This window comes from Gulosibacter massiliensis (genome assembly GCF_900626105.1).
GTDB lineage: Bacteria > Actinomycetota > Actinomycetes > Actinomycetales > Microbacteriaceae > Gulosibacter > Gulosibacter sediminis.
This window is the reverse complement of the sequence record NZ_UYZX01000001.1, coordinates 1,464,170-1,478,431: the sequence shown is the minus strand read 5'-3', so window position 1 is coordinate 1,478,431 and position 14,262 is coordinate 1,464,170. Positions and strand designations below refer to the sequence as shown.

General features: G+C 66.3%; 14 protein-coding genes. 6 read left to right on the top strand and 8 right to left on the bottom strand.

Translation table 11 applies throughout. From position 1 onward, the window contains the following. Positions 1-151: 151 nt before the first annotated feature. The 4 genes from EJL01_RS07160 to EJL01_RS07145 all read left to right on the top strand — a co-directional run bounded on the left by EJL01_RS07160 (position 152) and on the right by EJL01_RS07145 (position 2,606). Entirely contained in the window at positions 152-535 is a 384-nt protein-coding gene (locus EJL01_RS07160) for a hypothetical protein (protein ID WP_125106879.1), read from the top strand. Positions 536-680: 145 nt separating this feature from the next. Continuing rightward, a complete protein-coding gene (locus EJL01_RS07155; RefSeq protein ID WP_125106878.1) occupies positions 681-1,085 on the top strand; it encodes a GntR family transcriptional regulator in 405 nt (134 codons plus the stop codon). Position 1,086: 1 nt separating this feature from the next. Then, positions 1,087-1,785, top strand: a complete 699-nt coding sequence (locus EJL01_RS07150) for an ABC transporter ATP-binding protein (RefSeq protein WP_241209135.1) — start codon at positions 1,087-1,089, stop codon at positions 1,783-1,785. Further along, entirely contained in the window at positions 1,782-2,606 is an 825-nt protein-coding gene (locus EJL01_RS07145; protein ID WP_125106876.1) for a hypothetical protein, read from the top strand. Before EJL01_RS07150 ends, EJL01_RS07145 begins: the two co-directional genes overlap by 4 nt. 92 nt (positions 2,607-2,698) lie before the next feature. Here EJL01_RS07145 and EJL01_RS07140 read toward each other — a convergent pair whose 3' ends face one another. Together EJL01_RS07140 and EJL01_RS07135 are read right to left on the bottom strand one after the other, a co-directional pair. Further along, on the bottom strand, positions 2,699-4,081 hold the full coding sequence (locus EJL01_RS07140) for an aspartate aminotransferase family protein (RefSeq protein ID WP_125106875.1): 1,383 nt from the start codon (positions 4,079-4,081) through the stop codon (positions 2,699-2,701). A gap of 183 nt (positions 4,082-4,264) precedes the next feature. Next, entirely contained in the window at positions 4,265-5,698 is a 1,434-nt protein-coding gene (locus tag EJL01_RS07135) for an NAD(P)H-quinone dehydrogenase (RefSeq protein ID WP_125106874.1), read from the bottom strand. 49 nt (positions 5,699-5,747) lie between these two features. Between EJL01_RS07135 and EJL01_RS07130 the strand changes: the two genes are divergently transcribed. Further along, the gene (locus tag EJL01_RS07130) at positions 5,748-6,626 is read left to right on the top strand and encodes a purine-nucleoside phosphorylase (protein ID WP_125106873.1); all 879 of its coding nucleotides are present in this window, start codon (positions 5,748-5,750) and stop codon (positions 6,624-6,626) included. Then, complete coding sequence (locus tag EJL01_RS07125; protein WP_125106872.1) at positions 6,623-8,347, top strand: phospho-sugar mutase; 1,725 nt, start codon at positions 6,623-6,625, stop codon at positions 8,345-8,347. Before EJL01_RS07130 ends, EJL01_RS07125 begins: the two co-directional genes overlap by 4 nt. Here EJL01_RS07125 and EJL01_RS07120 read toward each other — a convergent pair. The 6 genes from EJL01_RS07120 to lysA all read right to left on the bottom strand — a co-directional run bounded on the left by EJL01_RS07120 (position 8,344) and on the right by lysA (position 14,206). Beyond that, positions 8,344-8,811, bottom strand: a complete 468-nt coding sequence (locus EJL01_RS07120) for a PTS sugar transporter subunit IIA (protein WP_125106871.1) — start codon at positions 8,809-8,811, stop codon at positions 8,344-8,346. The genes EJL01_RS07125 and EJL01_RS07120 overlap by 4 nt on opposite strands. Next, positions 8,808-9,971 (bottom strand): adenosine deaminase, encoded by a 1,164-nt coding sequence (locus tag EJL01_RS07115; RefSeq protein WP_125106870.1) that lies wholly within the window; start codon positions 9,969-9,971, stop codon positions 8,808-8,810. Before EJL01_RS07115 ends, EJL01_RS07120 begins: the two co-directional genes overlap by 4 nt. A 185-nt stretch (positions 9,972-10,156) precedes the next feature. Next, positions 10,157-10,969: an amino acid ABC transporter ATP-binding protein gene (locus EJL01_RS07110; protein WP_125106869.1), complete on the bottom strand. Its 813-nt coding sequence runs from the start codon at positions 10,967-10,969 to the stop codon at positions 10,157-10,159. Continuing rightward, the gene (locus tag EJL01_RS07105; protein ID WP_125106868.1) at positions 10,966-11,958 is read right to left on the bottom strand and encodes an amino acid ABC transporter permease; all 993 of its coding nucleotides are present in this window, start codon (positions 11,956-11,958) and stop codon (positions 10,966-10,968) included. The genes EJL01_RS07110 and EJL01_RS07105 overlap by 4 nt, the downstream gene beginning before the upstream one ends. Continuing rightward, entirely contained in the window at positions 11,958-12,854 is an 897-nt protein-coding gene (locus tag EJL01_RS07100; RefSeq protein WP_125106867.1) for an ABC transporter substrate-binding protein, read from the bottom strand. Before EJL01_RS07100 ends, EJL01_RS07105 begins: the two co-directional genes overlap by 1 nt. A gap of 23 nt (positions 12,855-12,877) precedes the next feature. Then, the gene (gene lysA / locus EJL01_RS07095; RefSeq protein WP_125106866.1) at positions 12,878-14,206 is read right to left on the bottom strand and encodes a diaminopimelate decarboxylase; all 1,329 of its coding nucleotides are present in this window, start codon (positions 14,204-14,206) and stop codon (positions 12,878-12,880) included. Positions 14,207-14,262: the final 56 nt, after the last annotated feature.

The following is a 14,262-nucleotide window of genomic DNA, read 5'->3' as shown; positions in this document are numbered from 1 at the left end:
CAACTGCCGGCTTACCCTCGCGGGTGGGCCGGCAGTTTCGTTATTCGGGCCCCGCATAGCGAACGCATAGCGAGGTGCTGCCCTACCCATAGTTCGCCCGCCGAAGGTAGTCACAAGCCCGAAGACGAGCCGCAACGCAAGGAGCATCACCATGACCGAGCAGCACATGAACGAGACCCGAATGACCGACCGCCGCGCACGCGGTCGCCGCCGCGGATGGCGCAACGCCGCATTCGGACTCGGAGCAGTCGCAACCGTCGCCGTGACACTCGGATTCTCCACCCCGGCCTTCGCGGACGAGGCCAGCACACAAACCTCGATCACCCAGACCACCGACGCCCCGGTCCTCCAGGGCGCCGCGGCCGACTCAATCTCCGCATCCGTCGCTGCCCTCGGCCTGCTGAACGAACAGCATCGCGACGACGCCGTAGCCACCTACATCGATACCGACGCCTCGAGCAATCAGGTCGAGACCACGGCCCTCGCCTACAACTCGCAGTTCTCCGACAACCTCATCGAGCTGCTGTCGGCCTAACCACCCACCCCACACCCGGGCCGGAGTGGCAGCCAGGAGCATCCTGGTCGCCACGCCGGCTCAACTCGTTTTCCAGAAACCCTTGCGCGCATCCGCCACCTGTGCCACTGTATTAATCACCTAATACAACAACACAAGGATACCGATGGAGTTCAGCACCACCTCCCCCATTTGGGTGCAGCTCGTCGCCGAGTTTTCCCGGCGCATTGTCGTCGGCGAATGGCTGCCAGGCTCGCGTGTTCCCGGAGTGCGCGAGATCGCCGCTGAAGTCGGCGTCAACCCCAACACCGCCCAGCGCGCGCTCGCCGAGCTCGAGCGTGCCGGCCTTGCCCGCTCCGAACGTACGAGCGGGCGCTTCATCACCGACGATCTCGACCGCATCGACGCCCTACGCGCCGACCTCGCCCGCGATGCCACCGACGACTACATCTCCCGAGTTCGCGGCCTCGGCATGCACCTCGCCCAGGCCGCCGACATCATCCAGCAACGATGGGACGACGCGAATGTCCACTCTGACCACACCCCACACACCCGCACGGGAGGGCAGTAACGTGACCAGCCCGGCCATCCAGGTTCAACACCTCAGCAAGACGTACGGCAAGACCTCGGCGCTGAACGAGCTCAACCTTGAGCTCGCGCCGGGCCACATCGTCGGCCTACTCGGCGAGAACGGCTGCGGCAAGACGACACTGCTGAAGATCCTCGCCGGCCTCATCGCCGACTACCGCGGCGACGTGCGCATCTTCGGCCACGAACCCGGCCCCGAGTCAAAGGCGATCGTCTCGTTCCTGCCCGACGCAAGCTTCCTGCCGCAGGACGCCCGCGTAGCCCACTGCATCCGCCTCTACCGCGACTTCTTCACCGACTTCGACGAAGCCAAGGCCCGCGACCTCATCGGCTTCTTCGGCCTCGACGAGCAGATGCGCCTCAAGCAGATGTCGAAGGGGATGCGCGAAAAGGTGCAGGTCGCGCTCACTATGTCGCGGCGTGCCAAGCTCTACCTGCTCGACGAGCCGATCAGCGGCGTCGACCCGGCCGCCCGCGAAGTAATCCTGAACGGCATCCTCCGCAATCTCGATGAGGACTCGATGCTCCTCATCGCGACCCACCTCATCCACGACCTCGAGCCCATTCTCGACAGCGTCGTACTGATGCGCCACGGCAACGTCGTGCTGCAAGGCGACGCCGACGACCTCCGCGCCGAACACAACCTCAGTCTCGACGCACTGTTTAGGGAGACGTACCGATGATCGCCACACTGCTCAAGCACGAATTCCTTCGCACCCGCACGCTGCTCGGCCTGCTGTTCGGCGGCGGGCTCGCGATCGTTTCCCTCTCGACGCTGTTCGCCCTGATGAAGTGGCCCGTGCTCTCCGAGCTCGGCGTCGCGCTCGGGCTCGTCATCACCTTCGTGATGCTGCCCGCAACCCAGATCGCCCTCGCGGTCGACTACTGGCGCTCGAGCTACCGCCAGCAGGGCTACTTCACCCAGTCAATCCCGGTAAAGGGCAGCACGATCTTCTGGTCGAAGACGCTCTGGACCTGGCTCGCATCGCTCGTCGCGATGACCGTCACCGTCATCTCGGCCGCGATCTTCTGGACCGCCTTCGGCCCGATGGTCGGCTTCTCAGGCAACCCATTCACGGCACTCGGCGATGCCCTCCACTTCGTCGCGCAGTATGCGTCGACCGGCATGGTCGTCGGGCTCCTCATCGCATTCGTGCTGCAGATGCTCGTGTGGCCCGTGCAGTACTTCTTCTGCGTCTCCATCGGCAGCGAGGCGCCGCTGAATCGCCTCGGCAAGGGTGGCCCGATCGTCACGCTCATCGCGTTCTACCTCGTGACGCAGTTCATCACGACGCTGTTCATCATGTTCATGCCGATCGGCCTCGGCATCGAGGGAGGCAGCCTCGCGTTCGTCGACTTCGATACGAACTTCCTCGACGCCTTCGCCGGAAACGGAAACGACGATGTCATGCCGCTCGGGTTCGTGCCGGCGCTCGCGATCATCGCCGCCGTCTGCCTCTGGCGCACGCACTACTCGTGGAACCACAAGGTGTCGCTCGCATAACCGCACCCGCACCCGCACCCGCACCCGCACGAAGAAGCCCGCCCCAGCATCCGCATTGGATGCTGGGGCGGGCTTTCGCGCGGAGGCGAGAACTAGCTGCGAATCGCGGCCGCGAGCTGGTCGAAGGCCTCGACGTAGGCGTCGATCGCCGCGTCGTCGTGGGTGACCGAGAGCGTCCATTCCTCTTCACGACCCGGGGTCATGAAGATGCCGCGGTTCATGTTGAACAGCCAGGCGAGGTCGGCGAGCTTGCCGCCGGTCTTCGCGTTGGCCATGTAGGACTCGTAGTCGGTGACCTTGTGGTCGCTGAATACGACGCAGCCCTTTGAACCGATGCCCACCGTGTAGGCGTCGAGCTCGTAGCGCTGGATGACGTCTTCGCAGCCCGCGATGATGCGGTCGTTGAGGTGCGCGAGGTGCGCGTATGCGTCGTCGGTCATGACCTCGAGCAGCGAAGCACGCGCCGCGGCGAGCGTCAGCGGGTTGCCGTTGTAGGTACCCACCTGGTAAACCGAGCCGTCCTCGACCACGGTCGCGACCTCTTCGGTCATGCCGATCGCGCCGGCGGGCAGGCCGCCACCGAGCGCCTTGGCGAGGGTGACCATGTCGGGCATCACGCCGAACTTCTCGGTCGCGCCGCCGGGGGCGATGCAGATACCGGTCTTGACCTCATCGAAGATCAGGATGATGCCGTACTTCTTCGTGATGTCGCGCACGGCCTGGAGGTAGCCGTCCTCAGGCAGCACGACGCCGAGGTTCATCATCGCGGCTTCCATGATGACGCAAGCCGGCTTGCGGCCCTCAGCGTCGAGCGCCTGGATGCGCTTCTCCATGGTCTCTGCGTCGTTGAACGGCACGGCGACGGTCATGTCAACGGTCGCCTGCGGCACGCCAGCGCCGTAGGGGATCGACGCGTAGTTGTCGCGAGGGCCGATTTCCTGCTCGTCGATCCACCCGATGTCAACCATGACGGTGTCGTGGTGGCCGTGGTACGAGCCGAAGATCTTCATGACGGTGTCGCGGCCGGTGATGGCGCGGGCGATGCGGATCGCGTCCATCGTCGACTCCGAACCGGAGTTCGTGTAGCGCCACTTGGGCAGGCCGAAGCGGCGAGCGAGCTCGTCACCGACGACGATCGCGTCCTCGGTCGGCGCGGCGAAGTGCGTGCCGAGCGGGTAGCGGTCGATGACGGCCTTGCCGATCGCGGGGTGCGCGTGGCCCTGCACCATCGAACCGAAACCGTTGTGGAAGTCGTAGTACTCGTTGCCGTCGACGTCCCACACGCGGGGGCCATCGCCCTTCTCGACGTAGATGGGCCACGGGTCGTGCAACTGGTATGACGAGGCGACGCCGCCCGCGAGGTGCTTGCTCGCGTTGGCGTAGTAGTTCTTCGACTCCTGCGTGCGCTCGTTGAGCTTGTCGCCTTCAACCTTGGCAAGCTCTTCGACGCGGTCAAAATTAATGGGCTTTCCCACGGTGTGCTCTCTTCTCTCTGGGCCGGCCTGGCGCCAGTTCGTTTCGAGGTGATGTGTTGCGGCGACCGGCCTGGCGTCGGCAACACGCTTGGGGCTTCAGCGCCCAGAGCTGAGCCTATTATAAATATGAATCAGATTCACTGGGGCTGAGAAAGTTCTGGAATTTGCAGCCCTGCGCCGAGCCTACTCGTCGCGCACGTGCATGTCGCGCGCCGCATCCACCATCGACCCCGAGAGCGACGGGTAGACCGCCCACGACGACGCAAACTCGTCGACGGTCAGTCGCTGCTCGATCGCGATCGAGAGCGCGAGCAGCAGCTCGGATGCGCGGGGCGCGACAACCACGCCCCCGATGATCGTGCCGAGGTTGTTGCCCGCGATGAGCTTGACGAAGCCATCACGGAAGCCCTGCATCTTCGCGCGCGGGTTCTGCGCGAGGTCGAGCTTGTAAACACGGCCAGTGCGCTTGCCCTCCTCGATGTCTTTCTCCTGCCAGCCCACGGTCGCGATCTCGGGGTAGGTGAAGACGTTCGAGGCCACGTTGCGCAGCGTGATCGGGTGCACCTCGTCGCCAAGCGCGTGAAACACAGCGGTGCGGCCCTGCGTCGACGCGACCGAGGCGAGTGGGAAGAAGTTCGTGCAGTCGCCAGCGGCGTAGATGTTCGGCACGCTCGTGCCGGCAACGCGGTTAACGATGATGTGGCCCGAGTCGGTCGTCTTCACACCCGCGCGCTCGAGGCCGAGGCCCTTCGTGTTTGGAATCGAGCCGACCGCCATCAGGCAGTGCGAGCCGCGCACCTCAGCGCCGTCCGAGAGCGTCACGACGACCTCGTCGCCGTCGACGACGACCGACTCAGCGCGGGTCTTCGAGAGCACGTTCATACCGTTGCGCTTAAAGACCTCTTCGATGACGTCGGCCGCGTCCTTGTCTTCGCCCGGGAGCACGCGGTCGCGGCTCGAGACGAGCGTGACCTTGAGGCCAAGCGCGCGGTACGCCGAGGCGAACTCGGCACCGGTGACACCGGAACCGACCACGATGAGGTGCTCGGGGGTCTCCTGCAGGTTGTAGAGCTGCTTCCAGGTGAGGATGCGCTCGCCGTCGGGCTTGGCTGTCGGCAGCTCGCGCGGGCTCGCGCCGACCGAGACGACGAGGGTGTCGTATTCGATGCGGTCGAACTCTTGGCCGTTCTCGCCGGTGCTGACGCTCACGACGCCGGGCGCCGCGATGCGGCCGAGGCCCTCGACGATACGCACGCCACGGTCCTTGAGGTTGAGGCGCATGTCGTCCGACTGGTTTTGTGCGAGACGCAGGATGCGCTGGTTCAGCTTGCCGAGATTGACCGCCATTTCGGGGCGGCGCGGGTTGTCGGCGTCGTCGCGCACGAAGTACTGCAGGCCAAGTTCGTCGGACGACTGCACCTGCGTCGCCGCCTCGGCGGTCGCGATGAGCGTCTTCGACGGCACGACGTCGGTCAGCACCGCCGAACCGCCCACGCCGACCCATTCGACGAGCGTGACATCAGCCCCCAGCTGCGCGCCGGCGATCGCCGACTCATAGCCTCCCGGCCCTCCACCAATGACAACAATCCGATGACGTTCTGCAGCAAGCGCACCCATGTCTCCAATTTTGCCACGGAGTTCAGCGACGCTCACCTACGCTGACTCCATGGCTGAACTGATCAACAACGACGCCCAGTTCGCGCATCCCCTCGACGACCCGGCCGCCCGCCCGGTCGACGTTGCTGCCGAAGCCGCGCGCGTCATCGCAGAACGCAGTGGGGTTGCCCACCACGACATCGCCCTCACGCTCGGCTCCGGCTGGGGCAAGGCGGCGGATGCCCTGGGCGAGACCGTCAAGACGCTGGCGGCCGACGAGGTGCCCGGCTTCTCGAAGCCCGCGCTCGCTGGCCACGTCGGCACCATCCGCTCGGTGCGCCTCGACTCCGGTCACCACGCACTCATCATCGGGGCACGCACGCACTTCTACGAGGGCCACGGCGTGCGGCGTGTCGTGCACTCGGTGCGCACCGCGGCCGCGACCGGCGCGAAGATCATGGTGCTCACGAACGGCGCGGGCGGGCTCAACCCGGCCTGGGCGCCCGGCACCCCGGTGATCATCCGCGACCACATCAACCTCACCGCCGCGTCGCCACTCGAGGGCGCGACGTTCATCGACCTCACCGACCTCTACTCCGAGCGCCTGCGCACGATCGTGCACGGCGTCGAAGACCTCGACGAGGGCGTCTACGTCCAGTTCCGCGGCCCGCACTACGAGACGCCAGCCGAGGTGAAGATGGCCGGCGTCATCGGCGGTGACATCGTCGGCATGTCGACCGCGCTCGAGGCGATCGCCGCGCGCGAGGCCGGTATGGAGGTGCTCGGCATGTCGCTCATCACGAACCCCGCCGCCGGCATCTCGCCCGATCCGCTCAGCCACGAGGAAGTCATCGCCGCTGGCGAGGCCGCCGAGACGCACCTCGCGACCCTGCTCGCTGACGCGGTCAAGCGCATCCTGACCGACGACGCGACCGGGGCAGGCGCATGAGCCTGCCACTGATTCGCGAGTCGCAGCTTGCCCTGCGCCACGCCGCGACGGCCTGGCTCGAGCAGGACCCCGACAACGCGACCCGCGCCGAGCTGAGCGAACTGCTCGGCCGACTCGGCGACGTCAACGCCGTCGGCGAGGAGATTGCCGACGACGACACCTCCGACCGCGCCGAGGCGTGGCGTGAGGTTCGCGACCGCTTCGCGACGCGACTGCAGTTTGGCACCGCTGGCTTGCGCGGGCGCCAGGGCGCCGGTTCGAACCGGATGAACCGGGTGGTCGTCGCGCAGGCGGCCCGCGGCCTCGCCGACTTCCTCCTCGCCCGCGGCGAGGCCCACCCGAGCGTCGTGATTGGCTATGACGCTCGCCTCAACTCCGACACGTACGCTCGCGACACCGCCGAGCTGATGCAGGCCGCCGGCGTGCGCGCGACGCTGCTGCCGAGCGCGCTGCCGACCCCGGTGACGGCGTTCGCCGTGCGTCACCTCGACGCCTCCGCGGGCGTCATGGTGACGGCCTCACACAACCCGAAGTGGGACAACGGCTACAAGGTGTACCTCGGCGGCGCCGACAACGGCTCGCAGATCGTGCCGCCCGCCGACGGCGAGATCGCGGCCGCCATTGCCGCGGTCGCGAGCGTCCGCAAGGTGAACGAGCTGCCGCGCGACACTGGATACGCGGTCGCCGATGCGTCACTCGTCGACACCTACGTCGAGGCGACCGCGAAGGTGCTCCGACACTCCCCCGTGCCACTCAAAGTCGCGTATACCGCGATGCACGGCGTCGGTTGGAACACCTACCGCCGAGTGCTCGAGACGGCCGGCATCGGGGCGCACGAGGTCGTGCGCGAGCAGATCGAACCCGATGGCACGTTCCCGACCGTCGACTTCCCGAACCCCGAGGAGCCAGGCGCGCTCGACCTCGCCTACGAGACCGCGAGCCGCGTCGGCGCGCAGCTCATCATCGCCCACGACCCCGACGCCGATCGCCTCGCGGTCGCCGAGTCGGACGGTGCGGGCGGCTGGCACCTCTTCGGCGGCAACGACATCGGCAAGCTGCTCGGCTGGCGCGCGGCGAAGATCGCGACGGAGGCTGGCGCATCCGGCACCCTCGCGACCTCGCTCGTGTCGTCACCCGCGCTGTCGAAGGTCGCCGAGCACTACGGCCTCGGCTACGCCGAGACGCAGACCGGATTCAAATGGATCTCGCGGGCCGACGGCATCATCTACGGCTACGAGGAGGCGCTCGGCTACCTTGTCAACACCGAGACCGTGCGCGACAAAGATGGCCTCTCTGCCGCCCTCGCGGTGCTCGATCTCGCGTTTGCGCAGGCCGCCGAGTGCAAGACGCTGCAGGACCTCGATGACGAGTTCGGTGAGCTGTTCGGCGCGTTCGCCTCGCGCCAGGTGGCGCTGCGCTTCGACGACCCGGCACAGCTGCCCGCCGTCATGGCCTCGGTACGCGCGACCCCGCCGACGCAGGTGGGCGCCGCGGCGGTCGCCGAGGTGCACGACTTCGAGACGGATGCGCAGCCCGCGAACATCGTGCGGCTCGTGCTCGACGACGGCACGCGGCTCATGATTCGCCCGTCGGGCACCGAGCCAAAGATCAAGGTGTACATCGACGCGGTGTCGACCGACGGCACGCTCGGCGAGCGCCGCGCCTCGGCAAACGAGCGCGCCGACGCGGCCGCCGCGGCGATGCGCGCGCTGCTGAGCTAAGGGGCGACCTCGCCGAGGGCGTCCACGAGGGCGGCGTCGGTGCTCGCGCGGATCGCGCGGTCGACGATGCCGCCGTCGTGTTCGAGCTGGGAGGCGATGTCGGCGATGAGCTCGATGTGCGCCGACGGGTTCGTGGTCGCGATCGCGATGACCAGACCGACCGGGTCGAAGTGCGCGTGGCCGAAGTTCACGCCATCGGGGAACGTCATGGCGGCGGCGCCCGGCTTGATCGAGTCGGCGCTCGGCTGCGCGTGCACGATCGCGAGGCCCGGCGCGATCACGGTGTAGGGACCGTACCGGTCGATCACGGCGATGACCTTGTCGGGGTAGCGACGCGTAACGTAGCCCGCCGACACGAGCAGGCGCGTGGTCTGCCTCACCGCATCCCGCCAGTCGACAGCCTTGCCGCCGGCGCGCACGAGCCCCGGGTCGGTGAAGATGGTCTTCGCGGTGTCTGCGCTCACGCGCCCACCTCCTGCTCGTACCCTTCGGTGATGCGCTCGGCCAGGTCTTCGCGGTCTTCGAGCGGCGCGAACGCCGCCTCGGCCGCGTTAAGTTGCAGCTGCTCGAGATCGCCGAGCCGCAGGTCGAAGGCGTCGGCGACAAGCTGTAGCTCTTCGGATGCGCTGGTCGCGCTCATGAGCCGGTTGTCAGTGTTCACCGTGGTCGAGAAGCCGAGCTGGTAGAGCAGATCGAACGGGTGCTGCGTGATGGTCTCGACGGTGCGGTGCTCGAACAGCGGGCTGTCGAGCTCGAGACCGGTCTGCAGGTTCGACGACGGCGCGAGCTCGAGGGCGATGCCGCGCTCGCGCACCCAACTCGCGATCGGGCCGAGCGTGACGCGCGTGCCCGAGTCGTCCTGCTGCTCGAGCGTGATGTCGTCGGCGATGCGTGCCCCGTGGCCGAGGCGCAGCGCGCGACCATCGATGAGCGCGGAGGCGATCGACTCGAGGCCCGCGGCCTCACCCGCGTGAATCGTGACCGGCATGAACTCTCCCGCGAGCTTCTCGAGGGCGCGGCGGTGCTGGCTCGGCAGGAAGCCGATCTCGGGGCCCGCGAGGTCGAAGCCGCGCACGCCGCCCGACTCGCTATCGCCGCGGTGCCGGAGCGCCGCATCCGCGATCGTGTCGGCATCGTTCGCATGGCGCATGGCGCACAGCAGCTGGCCGACCTCGATGCCCTCGTGGGCCTCGCAGCCCTCGCGCAGGCCGGCGGTGACCGCGGCGATGACGTCGTCGAGCGTGAGGCCGCCGCGCAGGTGCTGCTCGGGGGCCCAACGCAGCTCGGCGTAGATCACGCCATCTGCCGCAAGATCAGCGACCGCCTCGCGGGCGACGCGGTGCAGCGCCTCGGGCGTCTGCAGCACACGCAGCACGACGTCGAAGGTCTCGAGGTAGCGTTCAAGCGAGCCGGAGTCGGCGTTCGCGCGGAACCATTCACGCAGCTCGGGCTCCCCCGCCGCCGGCAACTCGATACCCGCGTCCTGCGCGAGGTCGAGAATCGTGTCGGGACGAAGCCCGCCATCGAGGTGATCGTGCAGCAGTATCTTGGGCAGACTGCGCGCATCCACGCCCTCAGCTAGCCAGACTTCCGCACTCTGAGTTGCGGCTCGGTCTTGTGTCACAGGAGTCCACCTCCAACCTCGTCTTCGAAATCGTGCACCCGTTGATGCTACCCAGCCTGAATGACCGGTTTGCTCAGATTTCTACAAGTCGTAACACTCATGCGTTCGGGGCTCGGCTCGAACCGGGCTGACACTGGTGGCAACGCGCCGCCTCCCGGGGCAGGCACCCACCGCGGGCCACGCAGTTACAGCACGTTACTCAGGAATGCCTTCGTCCGTTCGTGCTGCGGATTGCTGAACAATTCGGCGGGATCCCCCTGCTCGACCACCACGCCACCGTCCATGAACACGGCTCGATCGGCGACCTGCCGCGCAAACCCGATCTCGTGGGTGACGACGATCATGGTCATTCCTGCCGCCGCAAGGTCGCGCATCACATCGAGCACGTCACCGACAAGTTCCGGGTCCAGCGCCGAGGTCGGCTCGTCGAAGAGCATGAGCTCGGGATCCATCGCCAGCGAACGTGCAATCGCGACCCGCTGTTGTTGTCCGCCCGAAAGTTGGCTCGGGTAGTGATTGGCGCGGTCCGCGAGCCCGACCCGCTCGAGCAGGATGCGGCCCCTCTCCCGCGCTTGCGCTCTGGGAATTTTGCGGACGCCCACCGGCGCCTCGATGACGTTCTCAAGCGCCGTCATGTGCGGGAAGAGGTTGAATCGTTGGAACACCATGCCGATCGATTTGCGCTGACGCGCGATTCGCTCAGGGGAAAGTTCATGCAGCACGTCGCCGCGCTGCCGGTAGCCCATGATCTCGCCGTCAACGGTAATTCGGCCGCCATCGATCGTTTCGAGGTGGTTGATGCAGCGCAGGAGGGTGGATTTTCCCGAACCCGACGGCCCAAGCAACACCACGACTTCGCCGCGTTCGACCGTGAGGTCGATGCCTTTCAACACCTCGTTTTGTCCAAATTGCTTTCGCACGGATTCGAGCCGCACGATCGGCGCGTCGTCGTCGACGACTGCGGTGGCCTGCGTCCATGGGTTCACGGTCTTACTCATCGCTGGCCCTCCTTCGTCCCGGCGTCGGCGACCTGTGCCGCACCTGTTTCGTCGTCCGTCGTACCCGGCGTCTTCGCCCGCTTTTCAGAGGCTCCCGAAACGCCCCGACCGAAGTACTTCTCGAGGTAGTGCTGGGGAATCGCGAGCAGCGAGGTGAGCAGCAGATACCAGAGACTCACGACGATCAGCAGCTCAATTTGCTTGAGGTTCTGTGCCGAGATTTGCGTCGCCACCGTGTAGATCTCCAGCACTGCAATGACCGAGAGCAGCGACGTGTTCTTCAGCATCGAGATGAACTCGTTGCCCATCGGCGGAATGATGACCCGCATCGCCTGCGGCAGCAGAATGCGACGGAAGGTGCGCACCGGCGTCATGCCCAGCGACGCTGCAGCCTCCCGTTGTCCCGAGTCGACCGAGAGCATGCCCGAGCGAACGATCTCGGCCGAGTAGGCTGCCTGGTTCAGGGTGAGGGCGAGCAGGCCGGCGACAAATGGGGTCACGAGCAGGTTGGTGGGCATCGACCAAAACATGATGCTCGTGAATGGGACGCCGATGCCAAGCCGGTCAAAGAGCAGGCCGAGGTACCCCCAGAGCACGACCTGTACGAGCAGAGGCGTTCCACGGAATGCCCAAATGTAGACCGCCGACACCGCCTGCATGACAGGGTTCTTGCTCATCCGCATCGCCGCAATCAGGATCGCGAGCACGGTCGAGATGGCCATGGCGAGGACGGTCAGCACGATGGTGAGGACGAGGCCCGAGAGGATCCGCGGGCTAAAGAGGTACTGGCCGATGGCCGCAAAGTCGAGCTTCTTGTTTGTCGCGATCGCGTGGATGAAGATCGCGACGAGGAACAGGACCGCCGCACCCGAGATCCACCGCCACGTGTGTCGCAGTGGCCGGATGGTCAGGTCATCGGCAGCGACCCGGGGTCCGCTGCGCTCGCCGGGCGAGCTATTGGGTGCCGTGGGAGAGGTCACGGTACTCATTACTTCTCCGCGAGGTTCACGTCGATGCTCTCGACCCGGTACTGCTTCAGGTCGTGCTTCTCGAGTAGCGCGTCGTAGGTGCCATCCGCCTCGATTGACTGCATGGCCAGCGTAAGCGCTTCCGTCAGACCCTCGTCCTTGAGGACGCCAACGCCGGTATACACGGGCTCAAACCCCTTCGGTGCATCGGCGAAGTCGACGAGTTCGAATGTGCTGCCGTCGCCGGCCGTGGCAACGAGGTATTCCATAATCGGGGCGTCGCCGATGAACGCGTCGGCGTTGCCTGCCTGCACCGCGGTCTGGCCGTCGTTCGTAGTGGCGAGTTCGTGAATCTGAATCTCGGCCTTGCCGGCGCTCGTGCATTCTTCGCTGAGGTCGCGCAGGATGTCGCCGCTTGTCGAAGCCTTCTGCGAGGAGATCGTCAGTCCGCACAGGTCCAGCTCGTCGCTAATCCCCTCGGGGTTGCCCGCGGGCACCGCGATCGCGAAGCCTGCGTGCAGGTACTCGACGAAGTCCAGCACTTCCTGCCGCTCCAGCGTGTCATTCATGCCCGAGAGGATGATGTCGTTCTTGTTGGCCTGCAGGCTCGCGACCACGGAGTCGAACGGCTGCTTGTTGATCTGCACGGGAATGTCGACCTTCTCGCCAATCGCATACGCCAAATCGATGTCGAGCCCGGTGATCTCACCCGCATCGTCCTGGTACTCGAACGGCGGATACGGGTAGTCGACCGCCACATTGATGACCCCCGCGTCGCGGATCTCCTGCGGCACCGCCGCCTTCGCGGCTTCGTCCACACCTGAAGTGAGTTGCTCGGTCTGAGTTTCCGACGCGGAGCAACCGGTGAGTGCCAGGACGGACGCGCCCATCAGAGCAATTAGCGTACGAGTTTTCATCAAATTCTCCTTGGTGTTGTGAGTCACATCGTTGCGGCGGGGACTGCGCTGGTCGCCCAGTCGTGGTCCAGCGCAGGTTGGTGGAGGCGGAGCAGGTCATCGGTGGTTTCGCGGCGAACGGCGAGCCGTGCTTCGCCATCCTTGACGAAGACGACCGCGGGCCGTGCGGCACCGTTGTAGTTGTTGGTCATCGTGTACGTGTAGGCGCCGGTGGCGGGGATGACAATGACGTCGTCAATGCGCGGGTCGGGCAGCTCGGCCTGATCGATGAGCAGATCGCCGGACTCGCACTGACGCCCGACGAGCTGGACTCGCGAGTTCGGCACCGCGGTTGCTCGGTTCGCGACCAGGGCGGAGAATCGCTGGCCGGTGAGGGCCACCTCGACGAAGTCGGCCATGCCGCCATCGACCGCCACGAACGTCCGACCCGTTTCCTTAGTGACCACCGTTCGGTAGGCGGTGACTCCCGACCGAGCCACGGTCGAGCGTCCTGGCTCAATAAGGATCCGAGCATCGGCCGGCAAGTAGCGCTCGGCGGCGCCGATCAGCGTGTCGAGATAGTCGTCCACGGAGGGTGCCTGCTCGCCCTCGTGGTGGGCGATACCGAGGCCGCCACCGAGGTCGTAGACCGCGAGCCCGCCGAGCGGCTTCAACGCTTCGACCGCGCTCGCGAACTGCTCGACGCTGAGGATCTGAGAGCCGATGTGCACGTGAACGCCCGCGACCTCGAGCCGATCGTGGCCCGCGAGATGCTGAATCAGCTCGCTCACGACGCTGATCGGCAAGCCGAATTTGGAGTCGTTGCCGCCCGTGTTCATGTTCGCGTGCGTCTTCGCGTCGACGCCGGGCATGACCCGGAACAGCAACTTCTGGCGGCGTCCGCGAGGCACGAGACGCTCGAGCCGGTCAAGCTCGGCCTCGTTGTCGACGATGATGACACCGACGCCGACCTCGATTGCTCGAGCAAGTTCCGCATCCGTCTTGGCGTTGCCGTGCAGGTGGATCAGCTCTGGCGACACCCCCGCCGCGAGTGCAAGCTCAAGTTCACCCGGTCCGGCGACGTCGATGCCCATCCCCTCGGAAGCCGCGATGGCGTAGATCGCGAGAATGGGCGCCGACTTGGAGGCGAACACCGCTTCCGAATTCGGCCACCGACGGTGGAGTCCGTCGACGAGCGCACGCATCTGGTGTCGAAGGGAGGCCTCGTCATAGATGTGCAGCGGGGTACCGAATTCCGCTGCGAGGTCGCTCACCCGGCAGCCGCCAATCGTCAGTTCGCCGTCGGTGTCGGCAGCAGCGGTAGGGGGCAGGACGTCCGCCAAACGCTCGAGCGACGATTGGTTCGCGGTCATGTGGTCTCCTCGCACGGTGAAGTTGCTCTGGCGTTGGCGTCCTGTGAGCACGACCA